Genomic DNA, 17,356 nt, shown 5'->3' with positions numbered 1-17,356 from the left:
GGCAGGACTGAATGACTGCCCTGCACCGGCAGGGCTGCCACCGCCCTCGATGTCATGAAATCCTGCGCGCCCCCTGCCGCCGGACGCCCCCGCCATGCCCGTCTCCCACCTGCTGCTCGCCGTGCTGGTCACGGTGCTCTGGGGCTGGAACTTCGTCGCGATCAAGGCCGGGCTCGACAGCCTGCCGCCGCTGCTGTTCACGGCGCTGCGCTTCGTGATCGCGGCGCTGCCGGCGCTGTGGCTGCCGCGCCCGGCCGGTTCGTGGAAGTGGCTGCTGCTCGCCGGCGGCGGCATCGGCGTCGTGCAGTTCGGCTGCCTGTTCACGGCGATGGACGGACACATCTCGCCGGGGCTGGCGTCGCTGGTGCTGCAGATGCAGGCCTTCTTCACGGTGCTGCTGGCGCGCGTCATCGATGGCACGAAGCCGCGGCCGTGGCAGTGGTGGGGGCTGGCACTGGCGTTCGCCGGCATCGCGCTGATCGGCACCGACCTCGATGCCAGCGTCAGCGCCGGCGGCCTCATGCTGATCCTGGTTGCCGCGCTCGGCTGGGCGAGCGGCAATCTGGCGCTGCGCCGGGCCGGGGCGGTCAACATGCTGCACTTCGTGGTCTGGATGAGCCTGGTGCCGCCGCTGCCGCTGGCGCTGGCCTCGCTGTACTTCGAAGGCCCCGGGGCGCTGTCGCGGGCGTGGACGGCGATCGACCCGATCGGGGCCGCCGCGCTCGGCTACATCGTCGTCGCCTCGACCTGGATCGGTTACGGCGTCTGGGGCTGGCTGATGCAGCGCCACGCGGTGACGCTGGTCGCGCCGTTCTCGCTGCTGGTGCCGCTGAACGGCATGCTGGCGGCGATGCTGGTCTACGGCGAGCACTACGGGCCGCTGCGCCTCGTCGCCTGCGCGCTGGTGCTGGCGGGGCTGACGCTGAACACCTTCGGCGGACGGCTGCGGTGGTGGCGGCCGGCGCTGGCAAGCTGACCGGATACTGCATGCGCTGATCCTGACCGGCCTGCGATACTTCCATCGTGCGCAACGCCGCAGAGACCCGGAGGATCGACGCCATGAACGAGTTCGAACGCATCACCCAGAACCCGGCGGTCATGGGCGGCAAACCGTGCATTCGTGGCATGCGCGTGACCGTGGGTGCAATCGTCAGCCAGATCGGTGCGGGCCGGTGCATCGAGGAGGTGCTGGCCGACTATCCCTATCTGGAACGCGAGGATGTCCTGCAGGCGCTGCGCTATGCCGCCTGGCGTCTGCAGGAACGCGAAATCATTCTCGGCGCCTAGCGTGACGACCAGGCATGAAACTGCTGATCGACATGAACCTGACGCCGCGCTGGGTGGCTTACCTGCACGACGCAGGGTTTGCAGCCGAGCACTGGTCAATGTGTGGTCCGGTCGATGCGTCCGATGCAAGCATCATGGCTTTTGCACAGACGGGTGATTACGTCGTGCTGACACACGATCTCGACTTCGGCGCCATCCTCGCCGCAACGCACGGCCAAAAGCCAAGCGTCATCCAGCTCAGAGGCGAGATGCCGATTCCGGAAACCATCGGCAGCCTGCTCGTTCAGGCACTGGAACAACTGCAGTCCGAACTGGTTGCCGGTGCCTTGCTGACCATCGATCTGAAACGGGCACGACTGCGTTTACTGCCACTGCTGCTGGATAATTCCGGCGGGCGCTGACCGGAACGGCCCGTCGCCCGCCGGAAGGCTCCGGCTCAGTGCCCCGCCGCCGGCACCGGCAGCGCCTTCGCCGCCTGCTCCCGCCGCGCCGGCCCGCGGCGCAGCACCGCGTAGAACACCGGCGTCAGCAGCAGCCCGAAGAAGGTCACGCCGAGCATGCCGGCGAACACCGCCACGCCCATCGCGTGACGCATCTCGGCCCCGGCGCCGCTCGAGAGCACCAGCGGCACCACGCCCATGATGAACGCGATCGAGGTCATCAGGATCGGGCGCAGGCGCAGGCGGCAGGCGTCGAGCACGGCCTGGACCACGTCCTCGCCCTCGTGCTCGCGTTCGCGCGCGAACTCGACGATCAGGATCGCGTTCTTGCAGGCGAGGCCGACCAGCACGATCAGGCCGATCTGCGTGAACACGTTGTTGTCGCTGCCGGCGAGATTGACGCCGGCGAGCGCCGACAGCAGGCACATCGGCACGATCAGGATCACCGCCAGCGGCAGGCGCAGGCTCTCGTACTGCGCGGCGAGCACCAGGAACACCAGCAGTACGACCAGCGGATACACGTACAGCGTCGTGTCGCCGGCGAGCAGCTGCTGATAGGTCAGCTCGGTCCATTCGTAGCTCATGCCGTCCGGCAGCTCGGCACGCGCGATCGCCTCCATCGCCGCCTGCGCCTGGCCGCTGCTGAAGCCCGGTGCCGCGGCGCCGTTGATCTCGGCGGTCGGGTAGCCGTTGTAGTGGCTGACGCGATCCGGCCCCGAGCCGGGCGTGACGCTGACGAAGGCACCGAGCGGGATCATGTCGCCGTCGCGGTTGCGCGTCTGCAGGCGCAGCACGTCGGCGGGCTCCAGCCGGCGTTCGGCGCCGGCCTGCACGTAGACCGGGTAGGTGCGCCCGAAGCGGTTGAAGTCGTTGGCGTAGACCGAGCCGAGATACACCTGCAGCGTCTCGAACACGTCCGCCGGCGCGACCCCGGCGGCCAGCGCCTTGTCGCGGTCGATGTCGGTCTTCAACTGCGGCACGTTGATCTGGAAGCTCGACAGCAGGCCGGCGAGTTCCGGGCGTTCGTGGCTCTTTGCAATGAGGTTCTGCGTCTGGCGGAACAGCTCGGCATAGCCGAGGCCGGCGCGATCCTCGATCTGCAGACGGAAGCCGCCGATCGTGCCGAGGCCCATGACCGGCGGCGGCGGGAAGATGGCGATGAAGGCGTCCTGGATGGCGGCGAACTTGCCGTTGAGCTTGGCGGCGATCGCCCCGGCCGACAGCTCCGCCGAGCGGCGTTCCTCGAAGGGTTTCAGCGTCACGAACACGATGCCGCTGTTCGGGCTGTTGGTGAAGCCGTTGATCGACAGGCCCGGGAAAGCCACGGCGTTCAGCGCGCCCGGCTCGGCAAGCGCGATCTCGCTCATGCGCCGGATCACGTCTTCGGTGCGATCGAGGGTGGCGGCGTCCGGCAGCTGCGCGAAGGCGACCAGATACTGCTTGTCCTGGCCCGGCACGAAACCGGTCGGCGTGCGCGTGAAGCCGGCATACGTCAGCGCGACCAGCCCGGCGTACAGCACCAGCACGATGCCCGACAGCCGCAGCGTGCGGCGCACGAGGCCGGTGTAGCCGTGCGCGGCGCGCGCGAAGCCGCGGTTGAACGGCCGGAAGAACCAGCCGAGCGCGGCGTTGAGCAGCCTGGTGAGCCGGTCGGGCGCCGCGCCGTGCTCGGGCAGCAGGCGTGCGGCGAGCGCCGGCGACAGCGTCAGCGAGTTGAAGGCCGAGATCACGGTGCTGATGGCGATGGTCAGCGCGAACTGCCGGTAGAACTGCCCGGTCAGGCCGCTGATGAAGGCCGTCGGCACGAACACCGCGCAGAGCACCAGCGCGGTCGCGACGATCGGGCCGGTGACCTCGCGCATCGCCTGGCGCGTGGCGTCGATGGGCTTGAGGCCGTTCTCGATGTTGCGCTCGACGTTCTCGACCACGACGATCGCGTCATCGACGACGATGCCGATCGCCAGCACCAGTCCGAACAGGCTCAGCGCGTTCAGCGAGAAGCCGAACAGGTGCATGACCGCGAAGGTGCCGACCAGCGACACCGGCACCGCCAGCAGCGGGATGATCGACGCGCGCCAGGTCTGCAGGAACACGATCACGACGATGACGACGAGCGCCACGGCTTCGAGCAGCGTGTGCACGACGGCCTCGATCGAGCCGCGCACGAACACGGTCGGGTCGTAGACGATGCGGTACTCGACGCCCTGCGGGAAGGCTTTCGCGAGTTCGGCCATCTTCGCGCGCACGGCGTCGGAGATGGCGATGGCGTTGCTGCCGGGGCGCTGGAAGATCGGCATCGCCACCGCCGGCTGGTTGTCGAGCAGCGAGCGCAGCGCGTAGGAATCGGCGCCGAGCTCGACGCGCCCCAGCTCGCGCAGGCGCACGAGCTGGCCGTCGGCGCCGGTCTTGACGACGATGTTGCCGAACTGCTCCTCGCTCGCGAGGCGCCCGCCGGCATCGACGGCGATCTGGAAGTCGGCGGCGTTCGGCGCCGGCGGCGCGCCGAGGCTGCCGGCGACCACCTGCACGTTCTGCTCGCGGATCGCGCGCAGCACGTCGCCGGCGCCGAGGCCCCGGCTCGCGAGCCGCTCCGGATCGAGCCAGACGCGCATCGCGAACTGGCCGGCGCCGAAGAGCTGCACGTCACCGACGCCATCGAGGCGGGCGAGCTCGTCCTTGACGCGCAGCGCCGCGTAGTTCGACAGGTACAGCATGTCGTAACGCTGATCGGGCGAGAGCAGGTGCACGACCATGGTCAGGTCGGGCGAGGCCTTGTTGGTGGTCACGCCGAGGCGCTGCACCTCGGCCGGCAGCTTCGGCAGCGCCTGCGCGACGCGGTTCTGCACCAGCACCTGCGCCTTGTCGACATCGGTGCCGAGCGCAAACGTGATGGTCAGCGTCAGCGTGCCGTCACCGGTCGCCTGCGAGGACTGGTACAGCATGCCCTCGACGCCGTTGATCTGCTGCTCCAGCGGGCTTGCGACCGTCTCGCCGATCGTGACCGGGTTGGCGCCGGGGTATTGCGCGCGCACGACCACGGTCGGCGGCACCACGTCCGGATATTCCGAAATCGGCAGCACCGGCAGCGAGATCAGGCCGGCGATCAGGATCAGCGCCGACAGCACGCCGGCGAAGATCGGGCGGGAGATGAAGAATCCGGACAGGTTCATGAGGGCTCCGGCTTCGGTTGCACCTGCGTGCGGGCACAGGCGGGGAGATCCGGCGGCGCGCGGGCGCAGCGCCGGGCTGGGGCGTTCGGGGATCCGGGGAACCGCAGGGGAGTCACGGCCGCCGCGCCGGCGGCCGTTGCGGCTTCAGCGCACCGCGATGCGCGTCGGTCCGCGGCTGGCGGCCGGATGTGCGGCCGGCCTGTCGTCCGGCGCGCCGTCATCGCCGGCGATCTGCTTCAGCGTCGCGCCGCCGTCATCGAGCTGCATCGACACGTGCGTCGCCGCGACCTTCGCGCCCGGACGCACGCGCTGCAGGCCGTTGACGACGATGGTGTCGCCGGCCGCGAGGCCGTCGGTGACCACGCGCAGGCCGTCGATCTGCGGGCCGAGGCGCACGGCGCGGTAGGCGACCGTGCCGTCGGCGCCGAGCACCAGCACGAAGCGGCGGTCGAGGTCGGTGCCGATGGCGCGATCCTCGATCAGCACGGTGTCGCGCAGCTCGGGTCCGAGCAGGCGCACGCGCGCATACAGGCCCGGCGTGTAGCGGCCGTCGGCGTTGTCGAACAGCGCGCGCACGCGGATCGTGCCGGTGCGGGCATCGACGCGGTTGTCGACGAAGTCGATGCGTCCGGCGTGCGGATAGCCGCTGTCGCTGGCAAGCCCCATCTGCACGCGGGCGTTGCCGGTGTCGTTGCCGACGCGCAGGAAGGTCTGCTCGTCGACATCGAAGTAGGCGTGGATGCGCTCATCGGCGACGACGGTGGTCAGCACGCTCCCGGGCGTGACCAGGTTGCCGGCGGTGATCAGCGCCCGCGACACGTGGCCGGAAACCGGCGCGCGCACCTCGGTGAATTCGAGATCAAGCCTGGCGCGCGTCAGCGCCGCCTCGCTGGCGGCGAGCGCGCTCTGCGCGGTGACGGCGAGCGTCGTCAGGCGGTCGGCTTCTTCCTGCGCGATCGCGCGCTGCGGCAGCAGGCGCTGGCCGCGCGCGGCGTTGCCCTGCGCGAGCTTCAGCTCCGCCGCGGCGCGATCGCGTTCGGCCGCAAGCCGCGCGACCTCGGCCCGGAACGGCCGCGCGTCGATCGCGAACAGCAGCTCGCCGGCCTTGACGCGCGCGCCCTCGGTGAAGGCGACGCGATCGACGTAGCCGCTGACGCGCGGGCGCAGCTCGACCGTGCTCTCGGCTTCGAGCCGGCCGGTGAACTCGTGCCAGTCGCGCAGCGGCTTGCTCAGCACCTCGGCGACCGTCACCGGCGCGGCCTGCGGAGCCGGCGGCGGCGTGACGGCGACGCTGTCCTCGCAACCGGACAGCGCCAGGCCGAGCGCCAGCACCAGCGCGGCGACCGGGGTGGACAGGATCAGGGGACGGGCAAGCCTGACGTTCGGTGTGTGGCGGGACATGGCGGCGGACTCCCGGGGGCGGAGATCAGGAACGGGCAGCGGTTCAGCGCGTATCCGGCGGGCATCCGGTGCGATCCGGCCCATCCTTGACGGGAACTCGCGCGGGACCGATGCTGTACAAGCCGTTACCGACCGGTAACATGTGCAGCTACGTTAGTTACCGGTCAGTCACATGTCAACAGGAGCGCAAACATGAACGAGCAGCCAGGCACTGCCGTCATCGCACCCGGCACGAGTACCGCCGGAGTGCAGGAGTCCGTGAACGGGGAAGGCGCCGCCTGCGGCGGCCTGATCTGCGGCACGGCGAAAAAGGCCGGGCGCGTGCGCGACCGCATCTTCGCGACCGCCCGCGAGCTGTTCTCGCGCCACGGCGTGCGCGGCGTCGGCGTCGATGCCATCGCCTGCGAGGCCGGCACCAACAAGATGAGCTTCTACCGGAACTTCGCATCCAAGGACGATCTGGTCGCCGAGTGCCTGAGCGCCTCGGAAAGCGAGTTCTGGGCCTGGTGGGACGCGCAGACGCAGCCGCACGCCGGCGACCCGCGCCGCCAGATCGAGGCGCTGTTCGATGGCTTCGTCACCAAGGTCTGCACCGATCAGGACCGCACGCGCGGCTGCGCGCTCGCCAACGCCGTCGTCGAGATCACCGAGGAGGATCACCCCGGCCGTCAGGTGGCCGTGGCCTTCAAGGCCGAAGTGCGCCGCCGCCTGCAGCTCTGGGCGCACGAGCTCGGTGCGCGCGAGCCCGAGATGCTCGGCGACGCGCTGCTGCTGCTGATGGACGGCTGCTATCTGTCGCGGCTCGCCTTCGGCGACAAGGGGCCGGTGCGCAGCGCCGGCAGCGCGGCGCGGGCCCTGATCGCCGCGCAGCTCGCACCCGCCTGAAGCTCGCACCGCGCGGGCCGGCCGTATTGTTTTCAGCGTTTCCCCGCGTATGGTGCGGCCATCCACCCGCCCGGCCTGCGGAGACCAGCGACTTGAGCACCGTTTTCCAGCCTTCCTGGGCCGATCTCGCGCCCGATGCCGTGATCCTCAGCACCGAGGACGGCACCGTCCTGCAGTGGGCCGGCGGCGCCGAGACGCTTTACGGCTACACGCACGCCGCCGCGCTCGGCGCCACGATCGACGAGCTGATCGTCGTGCCCGAGGATCAGGCCGAGCAGACGCAGCGCCTCGAAACGGTGCTCGCCCACGGCACGCTGACCTTCGAGACCATCCGCCGCTGCCGCGACGGCACGCTGATCTACGTCGATGTCTCGGCCCGCTGCATCGCCACCGGCAACGACGAGCGCGGCATCAGCCTGCTGTGGATCGAGAAGGACGTGACGGCGCTGCGCGTGCGCCGCGACGGCCGCCTGCTCAGCGCCCGCTACCACGACCTGCTCGAATCGACGCCGGACGGCATCGTGCTCGCCGATCGCACCGGCCACGTGGTCATCGCCAACAGCCACGCCGAACACCTGTTCGGCTACGCACCCGGCGAGCTCGACGGCCAGCCGGTCGAGATGCTGCTGCCCGAGCGCCTGCGCTCGATGCACGTCACGCACCGTGCGCATTACCGCGCGCAGCCGCACGCGCGACCGATGGGTGCCGGCCTCGAACTGGCCGCGCGCCGGCGCGACGGCAGCGAATTCCCGGTCGAGATCAGCCTGAGCCCGCTCGCCACCGAGGTCGGGCCGATGACGATGTCGGCGATCCGCGACGTCACCGAGCGCAAGCGCTTCGAAAAGGCCCTGCAGGAGAAGAACCACGAGCTCGCCGCCGCCAACCAGGCCAAGACCCAGTTTCTGGCCTCGATGAGCCACGAGCTGCGCACGCCGCTGAACGCCATCATCGGCTTCACCGGCGCGCTGCTGATGAAGCTCTCCGGTCCGCTGACCAGCGTGCAGGAAGAACAGCTCAAGCTCGTGCAGTCGAGCGGCAAGCACCTGCTGGCGCTGATCGGTGACCTGCTCGACCTGGCGCGCATCGAGGCCGGGCGCATCGACCTGACGCCGGAGCCGCTCGATGCCGTCGCCATCACCAACGAGGTCGTCGCCTCGCTGCGCCCGCAGGCCGTGCACAAGGGGCTGGCGCTGAACGTCGCGCACGAGGCGCCGGTGCTGGCGCTGCACGCCGATCGCCGGGCCCTGACGCAGATCCTGATCAACCTGATCGGCAACGCCATCAAGTTCACCGAGCGCGGCCACGTGCACGTGCACAGCGAACGCGCCTTCGACAGCGACGGCCGGGCGCTCGTGCGCATCGCGATCGAGGACACCGGCCTCGGCATCCGCCCCGAGGAACAGGCGCAGCTGTTCGAGGCCTTCGCGCGCGGCCTGGTCGCCAAGCGCGCCGGCATCGAGGGCACCGGCCTCGGCCTGCACCTGAGCCGCAAGCTGACGCTGCTGCTCGGCGGCAACCTGTCGCTGCGCAGCGAATTCGGCAGCGGCAGCACCTTCACGCTGGAACTGCCGGCCGGTCCCGCCGCCGGCTGAGGCCGGCGGATGCCACGATCACCGGGCCGATCGGGTAACGTAGGCTGCTTCCCGTTCTCCACCCCGGTCCGCGCGATGAGTGCCAGCATCCTGATCGTCGAAGACCACGGTCCGAGCCGCCAGCTGCTCGACTTCCTGCTGCGCGCACGCGGCTATCGCACGCGCCTCGCCGGCAACGGTACCGAGGCGATGACGACGCTCGAACGCGAGCCGATCGACCTCGTGCTCTGCGACCTGCACATGCCGGTCATGGACGGCTACGTGTTCATCCACCGGCTGCGCGCCGATGCGCGCTTCGAGGCCCTGCCGGTGCTCGCCGTCACCGCCTCGACGCTGACCGGCGACCGCGACCGCGTGCTGGCCGCCGGCTTCACCGGCTTCTTCTCGAAGCCGATCGATCCGGAGCATTTCGTCGAGCACATGGAAGCCTTCCTGCCGCCCGGGCAGCGCGCCGCCGGCTGAAAGCGAGCCGGACTTGCCACGTGGCAAGCCCGTGCTTCAGTGCGCGTCCGGCCGGCGCGCGACCGTGGCCGGGAACTCCGGCGCCAGCGCACTCGCCGCCAGCTCGCTGTGATTGTTGAAGAAGCGCAGCGCGCCGTCCCCGGCGCACAGCCAGAACTCCTGCGCGCCGCGTGCGAAGTACAGCTCCTTCTTGCGCAGCAGTTCGGCGACCGTGTTCGACGGCGAGACGATCTCGACGACGATCTCGGGGGCCAGCGGATAAGGCGTGGCATCGCCGTGCCGGGCCGCAAAGGCATCGCTGCGCCAGACCACGCCGGCCACCTTGACGCCATCGGCGGTCGCGACGCTGCATTCGGTCTGACTCTCGCCGCCCGGCAGCAGCCGGCTCAGCAGGACGGCGATCCGGGACTGATACAGCCCGTGGCGGTTGCTCGCCGGACTCATGACGATCCTCCCGAGCGCGTCGGTCTCGATCTTGAACGGCAGATCCCGCAACAGCGGTGAGGCGCAGATTTCCTGCCAGTCCATCGCGTGCTCCTTCTGGAAGGGGGCCGGCGCACCGGTCACGCGTGCCTGCGTGGTTGATTCCTCTCTCCTCAACCCCTCCCCCGCGAGGGGGAGAAGCCGAAAAGACGGCGTGTTCAGCAAAGACCGGTATCAGCCGTGCGTGATCGTCGTGCCGAGCCGCGCGATGAACTGCGAAAGCCAGGCCGGATGCGCCGGCCAGGCCGGGGCGGTGACCAGATGGCCGTCGGTGACGGCGGCGTCGATGGCGATGTCGGCGTACTCGGCGCCGGCGAGCTTCACCTCGGCCGCGCAGGCCGGATACGCCGACACCCGCCGGCCCTTCAGGATGCCGGCGGCGGCCAGCAGCTGCGCGCCGTGGCAGACAGCGGCGATCGGTTTCTGCGCATCGTCGAAGGCGCGCACCAGCTCCAGCACGCGCGCGTTCATGCGCAGGTACTCGGGCGCGCGTCCGCCCGGGATCAGCAGCGCGTCGTAGTCGGCGGCGCTCACGTCGGCAAAGCTCGCGTTCAGCGTGAAGCCGTGACCGGGCTTTTCGCTGTAGGTCTGGTCGCCCTCGAAATCATGGATCGCGGTCCTGATGCGCTCGCCGGCGGCACGCTCCGGGCAGACGGCGTGCACCGTGTAGCCGAGCGTCAGCAGCGTCTGGAACGGCACCATGGTTTCGTAGTCCTCGGCGAAATCGCCGACGATCATCAGCACTTTCCGGCTCATCACGTACTCCTCGGGACGGGCCGCCGCAGCGGCCGGGGTGGGGAAACGATGCCTGGGCGGCGATGCGGATCGCCCCCTGCGGCGTAGCCTGCGGGCGCGGTGATTTCCATGAATTCAGGGTGGATATTTCGTCATCCTGTCGATAGCAATACTCAATCGACCCATTGACCACAATCAATTTCATCTACGTCGATACGCGCCGTAATCTGCGGTCGTCCCTTCCGAACATCCCCCTGAGCGAGGCAAGCACGATGTCCCTGATCAATACCGAAGTGAAGCCGTTCAAGGCCCAGGCGTACAAGGACGGCAAGTTCGTCACCGTCACCGAGGCCGATCTGAAGGGCAAGTGGTCGGTGGTCTGCTTCTACCCGGCTGACTTCACCTTCGTCTGCCCGACCGAGCTGGAAGATCTGGCTGCGTACTACGAGGAGTTCCAGTCGCGCGGCGTCGAAATCTACAGCGTCTCGACCGACACGCACTTCGCGCACAAGGCCTGGCACGACACCTCCGAGGCGATCGGCAAGGTCCGCTACACGATGATCGGCGACCCGACCGGCGCGATCACCCGCAACTTCGACGTGATGATCGAGGACGCCGGGCTGGCGCTGCGTGGCACCTTCCTGATCAACCCGGACGGCGTGATCAAGCTCTGCGAGATCCACGACAACGGCATCGGCCGTGACGCCGGCGAGCTGCTGCGCAAGATCAAGGCCGCGCAGTACGTGCACACCCACCCGGGCGAGGTCTGCCCGGCCAAGTGGAAGGAAGGCGAGAAGACGCTGACGCCGTCGCTCGACCTCGTCGGCAAGATCTGAAGCCTTCGTCTGCCTCTTCAGCGGCGCGCTGCCGGACACCCCGGCGGCGGCCGCCCCGACCGGGGCCCGCGCAGCTTCCGGACCGATCGTCCGGCTGCGCGGGCACGCACACCACGCCGCCACCCATGCCACCCATGCCCGCCCGCCCGCCCGATCGACGGAAGCCGCAGCCATGCTCGACAACACCCTCAAGACGCAGTTGAAAGCCTACCTCGAACGCATCGTGCAGCCGGTGACGCTGAGCGCCAGCCTCGATGACGGCGACAAATCCCGCGAGATGCGCGGTCTGCTCGAAGACATCGCCGCGCTGTCCGGCGGCCGCGTGACGCTCGAAACCGCGAGCGCGGCAGCCGCCGGCGTGCACGTGCCGTCGTTCACGGTCGGGCGCACCGCCGCCGCCGGCAGCGCCGGCATCCGTTTCGCCGGCATCCCGCTCGGCCACGAATTCACGTCGCTGGTGCTCGCGCTGCTGCAGACCGGCGGCCACCCGCCGAAGGTCGCGCCCGAGCTGATCGAGCAGATCCGCGCGCTGCCCGGCGAATACCGCTTCCAGACCTACATCTCGCTGTCCTGCCAGAACTGCCCGGATGTCGTGCAGGCGCTGAACCTGATGGCGGTGCTGAACCCGCGCGTCACGCACGAGATGATCGACGGTGCGCTGTTCCAGGACGAGGTCGAACGCCTCTCGATCATGGCCGTGCCGACCGTGCTGCTGAACGGCGAGACCTTCGGCCAGGGCCGCATGAGCCTCGAAGAGATCGTCGCGAAGCTCGACAGCGGCGCCGGTGCCCGTGCGGCCGATCGCCTGAACGCCAAGGAGCCCTTCGACGTGCTCGTCGTCGGCGGCGGCCCGGCCGGAGCGGCAGCGGCGATCTACGCCGCGCGCAAGGGCATCCGCACCGGGGTCGCGGCCGAGCGCTTCGGCGGTCAGGTGCTCGACACGCTCGGCATCGAGAACTTCATCTCGGTCAAGGAAACCGAAGGCCCGAAGCTCGCCGCCGCGCTCGAGGAGCACGTGCGCAGCTACGAGGTCGACATCATGAACCTGCAGCGCGCGACGAAGCTCGTGCCCGGAGCCGATGGCGCCCCGGCCGAGGTCGAGCTTGCGAGCGGGGCGCGGCTGAAGGCGAAGACCGTGATCCTCGCCACCGGCGCGCGCTGGCGCGACATGAACGTGCCGGGCGAGCAGGAATACCGCACGAAGGGCGTGACCTACTGCCCGCACTGCGACGGCCCGCTGTTCAAGGGCAAGCGCGTGGCGGTGATCGGCGGCGGCAACTCCGGCGTCGAGGCGGCGATCGATCTCGCCGGCATCGTCGCGCACGTGACGCTGCTCGAATTCGCGCCGGAGCTGAAGGCCGATGCCGTGCTGCAGCGCAAGCTCCACAGCCTGCCGAACGTCACGGTGATCGTGCAGGCGCAGACCACCGAGGTCACCGGCGACGGCCAGAAGGTCAACGGCCTCCGGTACACCGACCGCGCCAGCGGCGAGGCGAAGCGCATCGAGCTCGAAGGCATCTTCGTGCAGATCGGCCTGCTGCCGAACACCGACTGGCTGCGCGGCACGGTGGAGCTGTCGCGCTTCGGCGAGATCATCGTCGATGCGAAGGGCCAGACCTCGGTGCCCGGCGTCTACGGTGCCGGCGACTGCACGACGGTGCCGTACAAGCAGATCGTCATCGCCATGGGTCAGGGTTCGACCGCCGCGCTCGCGGCCTTCGACCACCTGATCCGCACCTCGGCCCCGGCCTGAACCTTCCCGCCCCCGCCGCCGCCGCGCGGCGGGGAGCGATCCGGTTTCCGCCCCCCGCGGCCGGTGCAGGTGTTCCACGTGAATCCTGTGCCGGTGCGGGGGTTTTTTTCCGTCGCGGCTTCGTTTGCGCCGTCGTTTGCGCGTTCAGTCGCCGAGCGGCAGTTCGGTCTTGTAGATGACCTGCTTCAGCGCAAAGCTCGAACGGATGTTGGTCACGCCCGGCACGCGCGTCAGCCGGTCGAGCAGGAAGCGTTCGTAGGCATCGAGATCGGGCACGACCACGCGCACCAGGTAATCGGCGACGCCGGTCATCAGATAGCACTCCATGACCTCCGGAAACGCGCGCACGGCGGTCTCGAAGGTTTCGAGGCTGGCGCGCTCCTGGCTGGTCAGCGAGATGTGCACGAACACGCTGATCGGCAGCCCGACCGCCCCCGGCTCGACCAGCCCGACGTAGCGGCGGATCACCCCGGCCTCCTCCAGCGCACGCACGCGGCGCAGGCACGGCGACGGCGTCAGGCCGACGCGATCGGCCAGCTCGTTGTTCGGGATGCGGCCTTCGCGCTGCAGCACGCCGAGGATCTTCAGGTCGTAGCGATCGAGTGCGGCATGCGGCATGTTCTGTCTCCCCGGTATCGTTATCCGGCAGAGTGTTGCGCATCGACGCAGCAAAATCCGCATCCGCTTGCAAAAAGCCGTACCGGTCAGTTCAACCAGTTTTCGACCGAAAGATCAGGAACACGCACGAACTCGCGCTCATTATTGGTAACGAGCGTGCATGCCAGTGCCCGCGCATGTGCGGCAATCCATAGATCGTTGTTACCGATCGGTCGGCCCCCACGCTCCAGCGAGGCGCGGATGTCGCCGTAGTGTTCGCCAACCTCTGTCGTGATCGGCACGACCCGGATCATGGACTGAAGCTGTTCGAGCACTTCCATGGCACGTTGGGATGACTGGCTCTTGCGAGCCCCGAAGCAAAGCTCCCCCCAGGTGATGACCGACATGCCCACTGCGGCAGATTCGATGTTCTCGAATCGCTGCCGAACAAGCAGAGGTCTGCATTTGCTGATGTAGATACAGATGTTGGTATCGAGCAGATAACGCAGATCGTTCACAGCAGGGGTTCCCGCTCCTGCGGCATATCGTCCGGACCATCCGGGCGACCTTCTGCAAACAGATCGTCAGGCAGCGCCGCGAGCGCATCAAAAATGGCTGCGGCACTGACCGGCAATTCACGCAGCACGATTTCTTCACCCCGGCGAAGGATTTCGACCCGATCGCCGGCAAACCTGAACTCCTTGGGCAGACGCAAGGCCTGGCTGTTGCCGGATTTGAAAATGCGTGCGATGGCCATCGTGGTCCCCTCGAAGGATATACGCAAAGTATATACATCCTGTGCAAGCCTCCTTCACACGCCCGGAAGCAAGAACAACAAATCCCGCAATTTCCCATCGAAACAGCATCTTTGTTGCGCAGGACAAGGTCACATCACCCACATACGCAATCGCCCGCCCTGCCCGCCTCCCTAGACTGGCCGCCATCCCGCCACCATTGCCCAGGAGAGGCCGCCGCCATGCATGCGTCCGCCCAGCCCCAGCCGTCCGCGGCTGCAGCAGAAATCCCCGGCAGCGCGTCCGATCGCGCCGCCCTCGAAGCCGATCGCCGTGACTGGATCGATTCGCTCGCCGGCCTGCACGCCGCACACGGCCCGGCCGGCGTGCGCGAGATCCTGCAGAGCCTGCAGCAGTACGCGCTCGCGCACGAGCTGGCGCCGGTCGAGGCGGTGCTGAACACGCCGTACCGCAACACGATTGCCGTGAGCGCGCAGGCGCCGTATCCGGGCGATGCCGAGCTCGAAGCGCGCATCGCCAACATCAACCGCTGGAACGCGATGGCGATGGTGCTGCAGGCGGCCGACAGCGGCAGCGGCGTCGGCGGCCACATCGCCACCTACCTGTCGGCGGCGACGCTGCTCGAAGTCGGCTTCAACCACGCTTTCCGCGCGCGCAGCGCCGACTACGGCGGTGACCTGCTGATCTGCCAGCCGCACGCCGCGCCCGGCGTCTACGCGCGCGCCTTCCTCGAAGGCCGGCTGAGCGCCGTGCAGCTCGGCAACTTCCGCCGCGAACTCGGCGCGGGCGGCGGCCTGCCCTCGTATCCGCATCCGCGCCGGCTGCCGGACTTCTGGCAGGCGCCGTGCGCATCGATGGGCCTGTCGACGCCGACCGCGATCCATCAGGCGCGCTTTCGCAAGTATCTGGAAAACCGCGGCCTGGCTCCGGCCGGCGGCGGCGGCCGGGTCTGGTGCTTCATCGGCGACGGCGAGGCCGACGAGCCCGAGGTGCTCGGCACGATCGGCATCGCCGCGCGCGAGCGGCTCGACAATCTGGTGCTGGTCGTCAACTGCAACCTGCAGCGCCTCGACGGCCCGGTGCGCGGCAACGGCAAGATCATCCAGGAGCTCGAACGCAGCTTCCGCGGCGCCGGCTGGAACGTGCTGAAGGTGATCTGGGGCAGCGGCTGGGATCCGCTGTTCGCGCGCGATCGCGACGGCAGCCTGATCCGGCGCATGGAGTCGGCCGTCGACGGCGACTACCAGCGCTACACGGTGCTGCCCGGCGAGGCGGTGCGCGAGCACTGGGTGCTCGACAACCCGGCGCTCGCCGAGCTGATGGCCTCGCTGTCGGACGAGGAGATCCGCTCGATCAAGCGCGGCGGTCAGGACCCGCTGAAGATCTGGGCCGCCTACGCGCAGGCGATGCAGCCGAACGGCCGCCCGACCGTGATCCTCGCCAAGACCGTCAAGGGCGACGGCATGGGTCCGGGCGGCGAGGGCCGCAACACCGCGCACCAGAAGAAGCAGCTGTCGGCCGACGAGCGGCGCGACTGCGCGCGGCGCTGGGGCATCCCGCTCGCCGATGAGGACATCGTGCGCGCCGCCTTCTACCGTCCGGCCGCCGACAGCCCGGAGCTGCGCTACCTGCACGCCCGGCGCGAGCGCCTCGGCGGTTACCTGCCGGCGCGGCGCGTCGACTGCCCGCCGCTGCCGGCACCGGCCGCGGTGACGCTCGCCGAGAGCTTCGAGGGAAGCGGCGAACGCGCGCTGTCGACGACGACGGCCGCCGTGCGCCTGCTCGGGCGGCTGCTGCGCGACCCGGCGCTCGGGCGGCTGATCGTGCCGATCGTGCCCGACGAGGCGCGCACCTTCGGCATGGAAGGGCTGTTCCGCAGTGCCGGCATCTACTCGCCCGAGGGCCAGCGCTACGTGCCGGTCGACGGCGACACGCTGCTGCCCTACCGCGAGGCGCGCGACGGGCAGATCCTGCAGGAAGGCATCTGCGAGGCCGGCGCGATGGCCTCCTTCCTCGCTGCCGGCACCGCCTACGCCGAGCACGGCGTGCCGAGCATCCCGTTCTACTTCTTCTATTCGATGTTCGGCAGCCAGCGCGTCGGCGATCTGGTCTGGGCCTGCGGCGACATGCTGGCGCGCGGCTTCCTGCTCGGCGGCACGGCCGGGCGCACGACGCTCAACGGCGAGGGCCTGCAGCACCAGGACGGCCACTCGCCGCTGCTCGCCGCGACCGTGCCGAACCTGAAGGTCTACGACCCGGCCTGGGGCTGGGAGCTCGCGACCATCGTCGAGGACGGCATCGAGCGCATGTACGGGCGCGGCGAGGCGGTCTTCTACTACCTGACCGTCTACAACGAGGCCTACCCGATGCCGGCGCGCCCGGCCGATCCGGCGGCGCGTGAAGGCGTGCTGCGCGGCCTGTACCGGCTGCGCGAACCGGCGCTGCCGGGGGCCGGACCCGTGCGCGTCAACCTGTTCGGCAGCGGCAGCCTGCTGCCGCAGGCGCTGGCGGCGGCGGAACTGCTCGAAGCGCGCGGGTTTGCGACCGCGGTCTGGAGCGCGACCAGCTACGTCGAGCTGCAGCGCGAGGCGCTCGCCTGCGCGCGCTGGAACCGCCTGCATCCGGACGAAACCCCGCGCGTCAGCCACATCGAGCGCGTGCTCGCCGGCGTGCCCGGCGTGTTCGTCGCGGTCAGCGACTATCAGAAGTCGCTCGCCCTCGGCATTGCGCCGTGGGTGCCGGGGCGCTACGAGGTGCTCGGCACCGACGGCTACGGGCTGTCGGAGGCGCGCGAGCGGCTGCGCGAGCACTTCGGCGTCAGCCCCGCGCACATCGCCTGGGCGGCGCTGCACGCGCTGGCGGCCGGGGGCGGACTCGACGCGACGCGGCTTGCGACGGCGCGGCACGAACTCGGCATCGACGCCGGCCAGCCCGATCCGGCGGCCTTCTGAGCCCCCGGC

At 69.5% G+C, this 17,356-nt stretch carries 16 protein-coding genes; 9 read left to right on the top strand and 7 right to left on the bottom strand.

The window, feature by feature from the left end; genetic code table 11:
• Positions 1 to 94 precede the first annotated feature (94 nt).
• The 3 genes from PKE44_RS05175 (at position 95) to PKE44_RS05165 (ending at position 1,688) form a co-directional block, all read left to right on the top strand.
• Entirely contained in the window at positions 95 to 976 is an 882-nt protein-coding gene (locus PKE44_RS05175) for an EamA family transporter (protein WP_324548716.1), read from the top strand.
• 83 nt (positions 977 to 1,059) lie between these two features.
• A complete protein-coding gene (locus tag PKE44_RS05170) occupies positions 1,060 to 1,287 on the top strand; it encodes a DUF433 domain-containing protein (RefSeq protein ID WP_324548714.1) in 228 nt (75 codons plus the stop codon).
• Between the two features lie 14 nt (positions 1,288 to 1,301).
• Positions 1,302 to 1,688 (top strand): DUF5615 family PIN-like protein, encoded by a 387-nt coding sequence (locus tag PKE44_RS05165; protein WP_324548712.1) that lies wholly within the window; start codon positions 1,302 to 1,304, stop codon positions 1,686 to 1,688.
• A gap of 35 nt (positions 1,689 to 1,723) precedes the next feature.
• On the opposite strand, the gene PKE44_RS05160 is transcribed toward PKE44_RS05165, so the two are convergent.
• Positions 1,724 to 4,897 (bottom strand): efflux RND transporter permease subunit, encoded by a 3,174-nt coding sequence (locus PKE44_RS05160; protein WP_324548710.1) that lies wholly within the window; start codon positions 4,895 to 4,897, stop codon positions 1,724 to 1,726.
• A 144-nt stretch (positions 4,898 to 5,041) separates the two neighbouring features.
• Complete coding sequence (locus PKE44_RS05155; protein ID WP_324548708.1) at positions 5,042 to 6,298, bottom strand: efflux RND transporter periplasmic adaptor subunit; 1,257 nt, start codon at positions 6,296 to 6,298, stop codon at positions 5,042 to 5,044.
• Between the two features lie 192 nt (positions 6,299 to 6,490).
• Between PKE44_RS05155 and PKE44_RS05150 the strand changes: the two genes are divergently transcribed.
• The 3 genes from PKE44_RS05150 (at position 6,491) to PKE44_RS05140 (ending at position 9,237) form a co-directional block, all read left to right on the top strand.
• Positions 6,491 to 7,183: a TetR/AcrR family transcriptional regulator gene (locus PKE44_RS05150; protein ID WP_324548706.1), complete on the top strand. Its 693-nt coding sequence runs from the start codon at positions 6,491 to 6,493 to the stop codon at positions 7,181 to 7,183.
• Between the two features lie 92 nt (positions 7,184 to 7,275).
• Entirely contained in the window at positions 7,276 to 8,775 is a 1,500-nt protein-coding gene (locus PKE44_RS05145; RefSeq protein ID WP_324548704.1) for a PAS domain S-box protein, read from the top strand.
• A gap of 75 nt (positions 8,776 to 8,850) precedes the next feature.
• Positions 8,851 to 9,237 carry a response regulator gene (locus PKE44_RS05140; protein WP_324548702.1) on the top strand — a complete coding sequence of 129 codons (387 nt, stop codon included), beginning with the start codon at positions 8,851 to 8,853 and terminating at the stop codon, positions 9,235 to 9,237.
• A gap of 36 nt (positions 9,238 to 9,273) precedes the next feature.
• Here PKE44_RS05140 and PKE44_RS05135 read toward each other — a convergent pair whose 3' ends face one another.
• Complete coding sequence (locus tag PKE44_RS05135) at positions 9,274 to 9,804, bottom strand: Uma2 family endonuclease (RefSeq protein WP_324548700.1); 531 nt, start codon at positions 9,802 to 9,804, stop codon at positions 9,274 to 9,276.
• Positions 9,805 to 9,894: 90 nt separating this feature from the next.
• Positions 9,895 to 10,476 carry a DJ-1/PfpI family protein gene (locus PKE44_RS05130; protein ID WP_324548697.1) on the bottom strand — a complete coding sequence of 194 codons (582 nt, stop codon included), beginning with the start codon at positions 10,474 to 10,476 and terminating at the stop codon, positions 9,895 to 9,897.
• Positions 10,477 to 10,727: 251 nt separating this feature from the next.
• Here PKE44_RS05130 and ahpC point away from each other — a divergent pair, with 251 nt between their 5' ends.
• Both ahpC and ahpF read left to right on the top strand, forming a co-directional pair.
• Complete coding sequence (ahpC, locus tag PKE44_RS05125) at positions 10,728 to 11,291, top strand: alkyl hydroperoxide reductase subunit C (protein WP_324548694.1); 564 nt, start codon at positions 10,728 to 10,730, stop codon at positions 11,289 to 11,291.
• A gap of 172 nt (positions 11,292 to 11,463) precedes the next feature.
• Complete coding sequence (gene ahpF / locus PKE44_RS05120) at positions 11,464 to 13,044, top strand: alkyl hydroperoxide reductase subunit F (RefSeq protein ID WP_324548692.1); 1,581 nt, start codon at positions 11,464 to 11,466, stop codon at positions 13,042 to 13,044.
• Between the two features lie 144 nt (positions 13,045 to 13,188).
• Here ahpF and PKE44_RS05115 read toward each other — a convergent pair whose 3' ends face one another.
• The 3 genes from PKE44_RS05115 to PKE44_RS05105 all read right to left on the bottom strand — a co-directional run bounded on the left by PKE44_RS05115 (position 13,189) and on the right by PKE44_RS05105 (position 14,398).
• The gene (locus PKE44_RS05115; RefSeq protein ID WP_324548690.1) at positions 13,189 to 13,662 is read right to left on the bottom strand and encodes an Lrp/AsnC family transcriptional regulator; all 474 of its coding nucleotides are present in this window, start codon (positions 13,660 to 13,662) and stop codon (positions 13,189 to 13,191) included.
• A gap of 86 nt (positions 13,663 to 13,748) precedes the next feature.
• Positions 13,749 to 14,159 carry a type II toxin-antitoxin system VapC family toxin gene (locus PKE44_RS05110; RefSeq protein WP_324548688.1) on the bottom strand — a complete coding sequence of 137 codons (411 nt, stop codon included), beginning with the start codon at positions 14,157 to 14,159 and terminating at the stop codon, positions 13,749 to 13,751.
• A complete protein-coding gene (locus PKE44_RS05105; protein ID WP_324548685.1) occupies positions 14,156 to 14,398 on the bottom strand; it encodes an AbrB/MazE/SpoVT family DNA-binding domain-containing protein in 243 nt (80 codons plus the stop codon). Before PKE44_RS05105 ends, PKE44_RS05110 begins: the two co-directional genes overlap by 4 nt.
• A 219-nt stretch (positions 14,399 to 14,617) precedes the next feature.
• On the opposite strand from PKE44_RS05105, the gene aceE reads away from it, so the two are divergent.
• Positions 14,618 to 17,347, top strand: a complete 2,730-nt coding sequence (gene aceE / locus PKE44_RS05100) for a pyruvate dehydrogenase (acetyl-transferring), homodimeric type (protein ID WP_324548683.1) — start codon at positions 14,618 to 14,620, stop codon at positions 17,345 to 17,347.
• Positions 17,348 to 17,356 lie beyond the last annotated feature (9 nt).

Source organism: Plasticicumulans sp. (genome assembly GCF_035331805.1).
GTDB lineage: Bacteria > Pseudomonadota > Gammaproteobacteria > Competibacterales > Competibacteraceae > Plasticicumulans.
This window is presented reverse-complemented; position numbering and strand designations above follow the sequence as displayed.

Coding starts and splice junctions, on each gene's coding strand:
- PKE44_RS05170 (WP_324548714.1), top strand. CDS start 1,060: ATGAACGAGTTCGAACGCATCACCCAGAACCCGGCGGTCATGGGCGGC.
- ahpF (WP_324548692.1), top strand. CDS start 11,464: ATGCTCGACAACACCCTCAAGACGCAGTTGAAAGCCTACCTCGAACGC.
- PKE44_RS05175 (WP_324548716.1), top strand. CDS start 95: ATGCCCGTCTCCCACCTGCTGCTCGCCGTGCTGGTCACGGTGCTCTGG.
- PKE44_RS05105 (WP_324548685.1), bottom strand. CDS start 14,398: ATGGCCATCGCACGCATTTTCAAATCCGGCAACAGCCAGGCCTTGCGT.
- aceE (WP_324548683.1), top strand. CDS start 14,618: ATGCATGCGTCCGCCCAGCCCCAGCCGTCCGCGGCTGCAGCAGAAATC.
- PKE44_RS05115 (WP_324548690.1), bottom strand. CDS start 13,662: ATGCCGCATGCCGCACTCGATCGCTACGACCTGAAGATCCTCGGCGTG.
- PKE44_RS05165 (WP_324548712.1), top strand. CDS start 1,302: ATGAAACTGCTGATCGACATGAACCTGACGCCGCGCTGGGTGGCTTAC.
- PKE44_RS05130 (WP_324548697.1), bottom strand. CDS start 10,476: ATGAGCCGGAAAGTGCTGATGATCGTCGGCGATTTCGCCGAGGACTAC.
- PKE44_RS05150 (WP_324548706.1), top strand. CDS start 6,491: ATGAACGAGCAGCCAGGCACTGCCGTCATCGCACCCGGCACGAGTACC.
- PKE44_RS05140 (WP_324548702.1), top strand. CDS start 8,851: ATGAGTGCCAGCATCCTGATCGTCGAAGACCACGGTCCGAGCCGCCAG.
- PKE44_RS05160 (WP_324548710.1), bottom strand. CDS start 4,897: ATGAACCTGTCCGGATTCTTCATCTCCCGCCCGATCTTCGCCGGCGTG.
- PKE44_RS05155 (WP_324548708.1), bottom strand. CDS start 6,298: ATGTCCCGCCACACACCGAACGTCAGGCTTGCCCGTCCCCTGATCCTG.
- ahpC (WP_324548694.1), top strand. CDS start 10,728: ATGTCCCTGATCAATACCGAAGTGAAGCCGTTCAAGGCCCAGGCGTAC.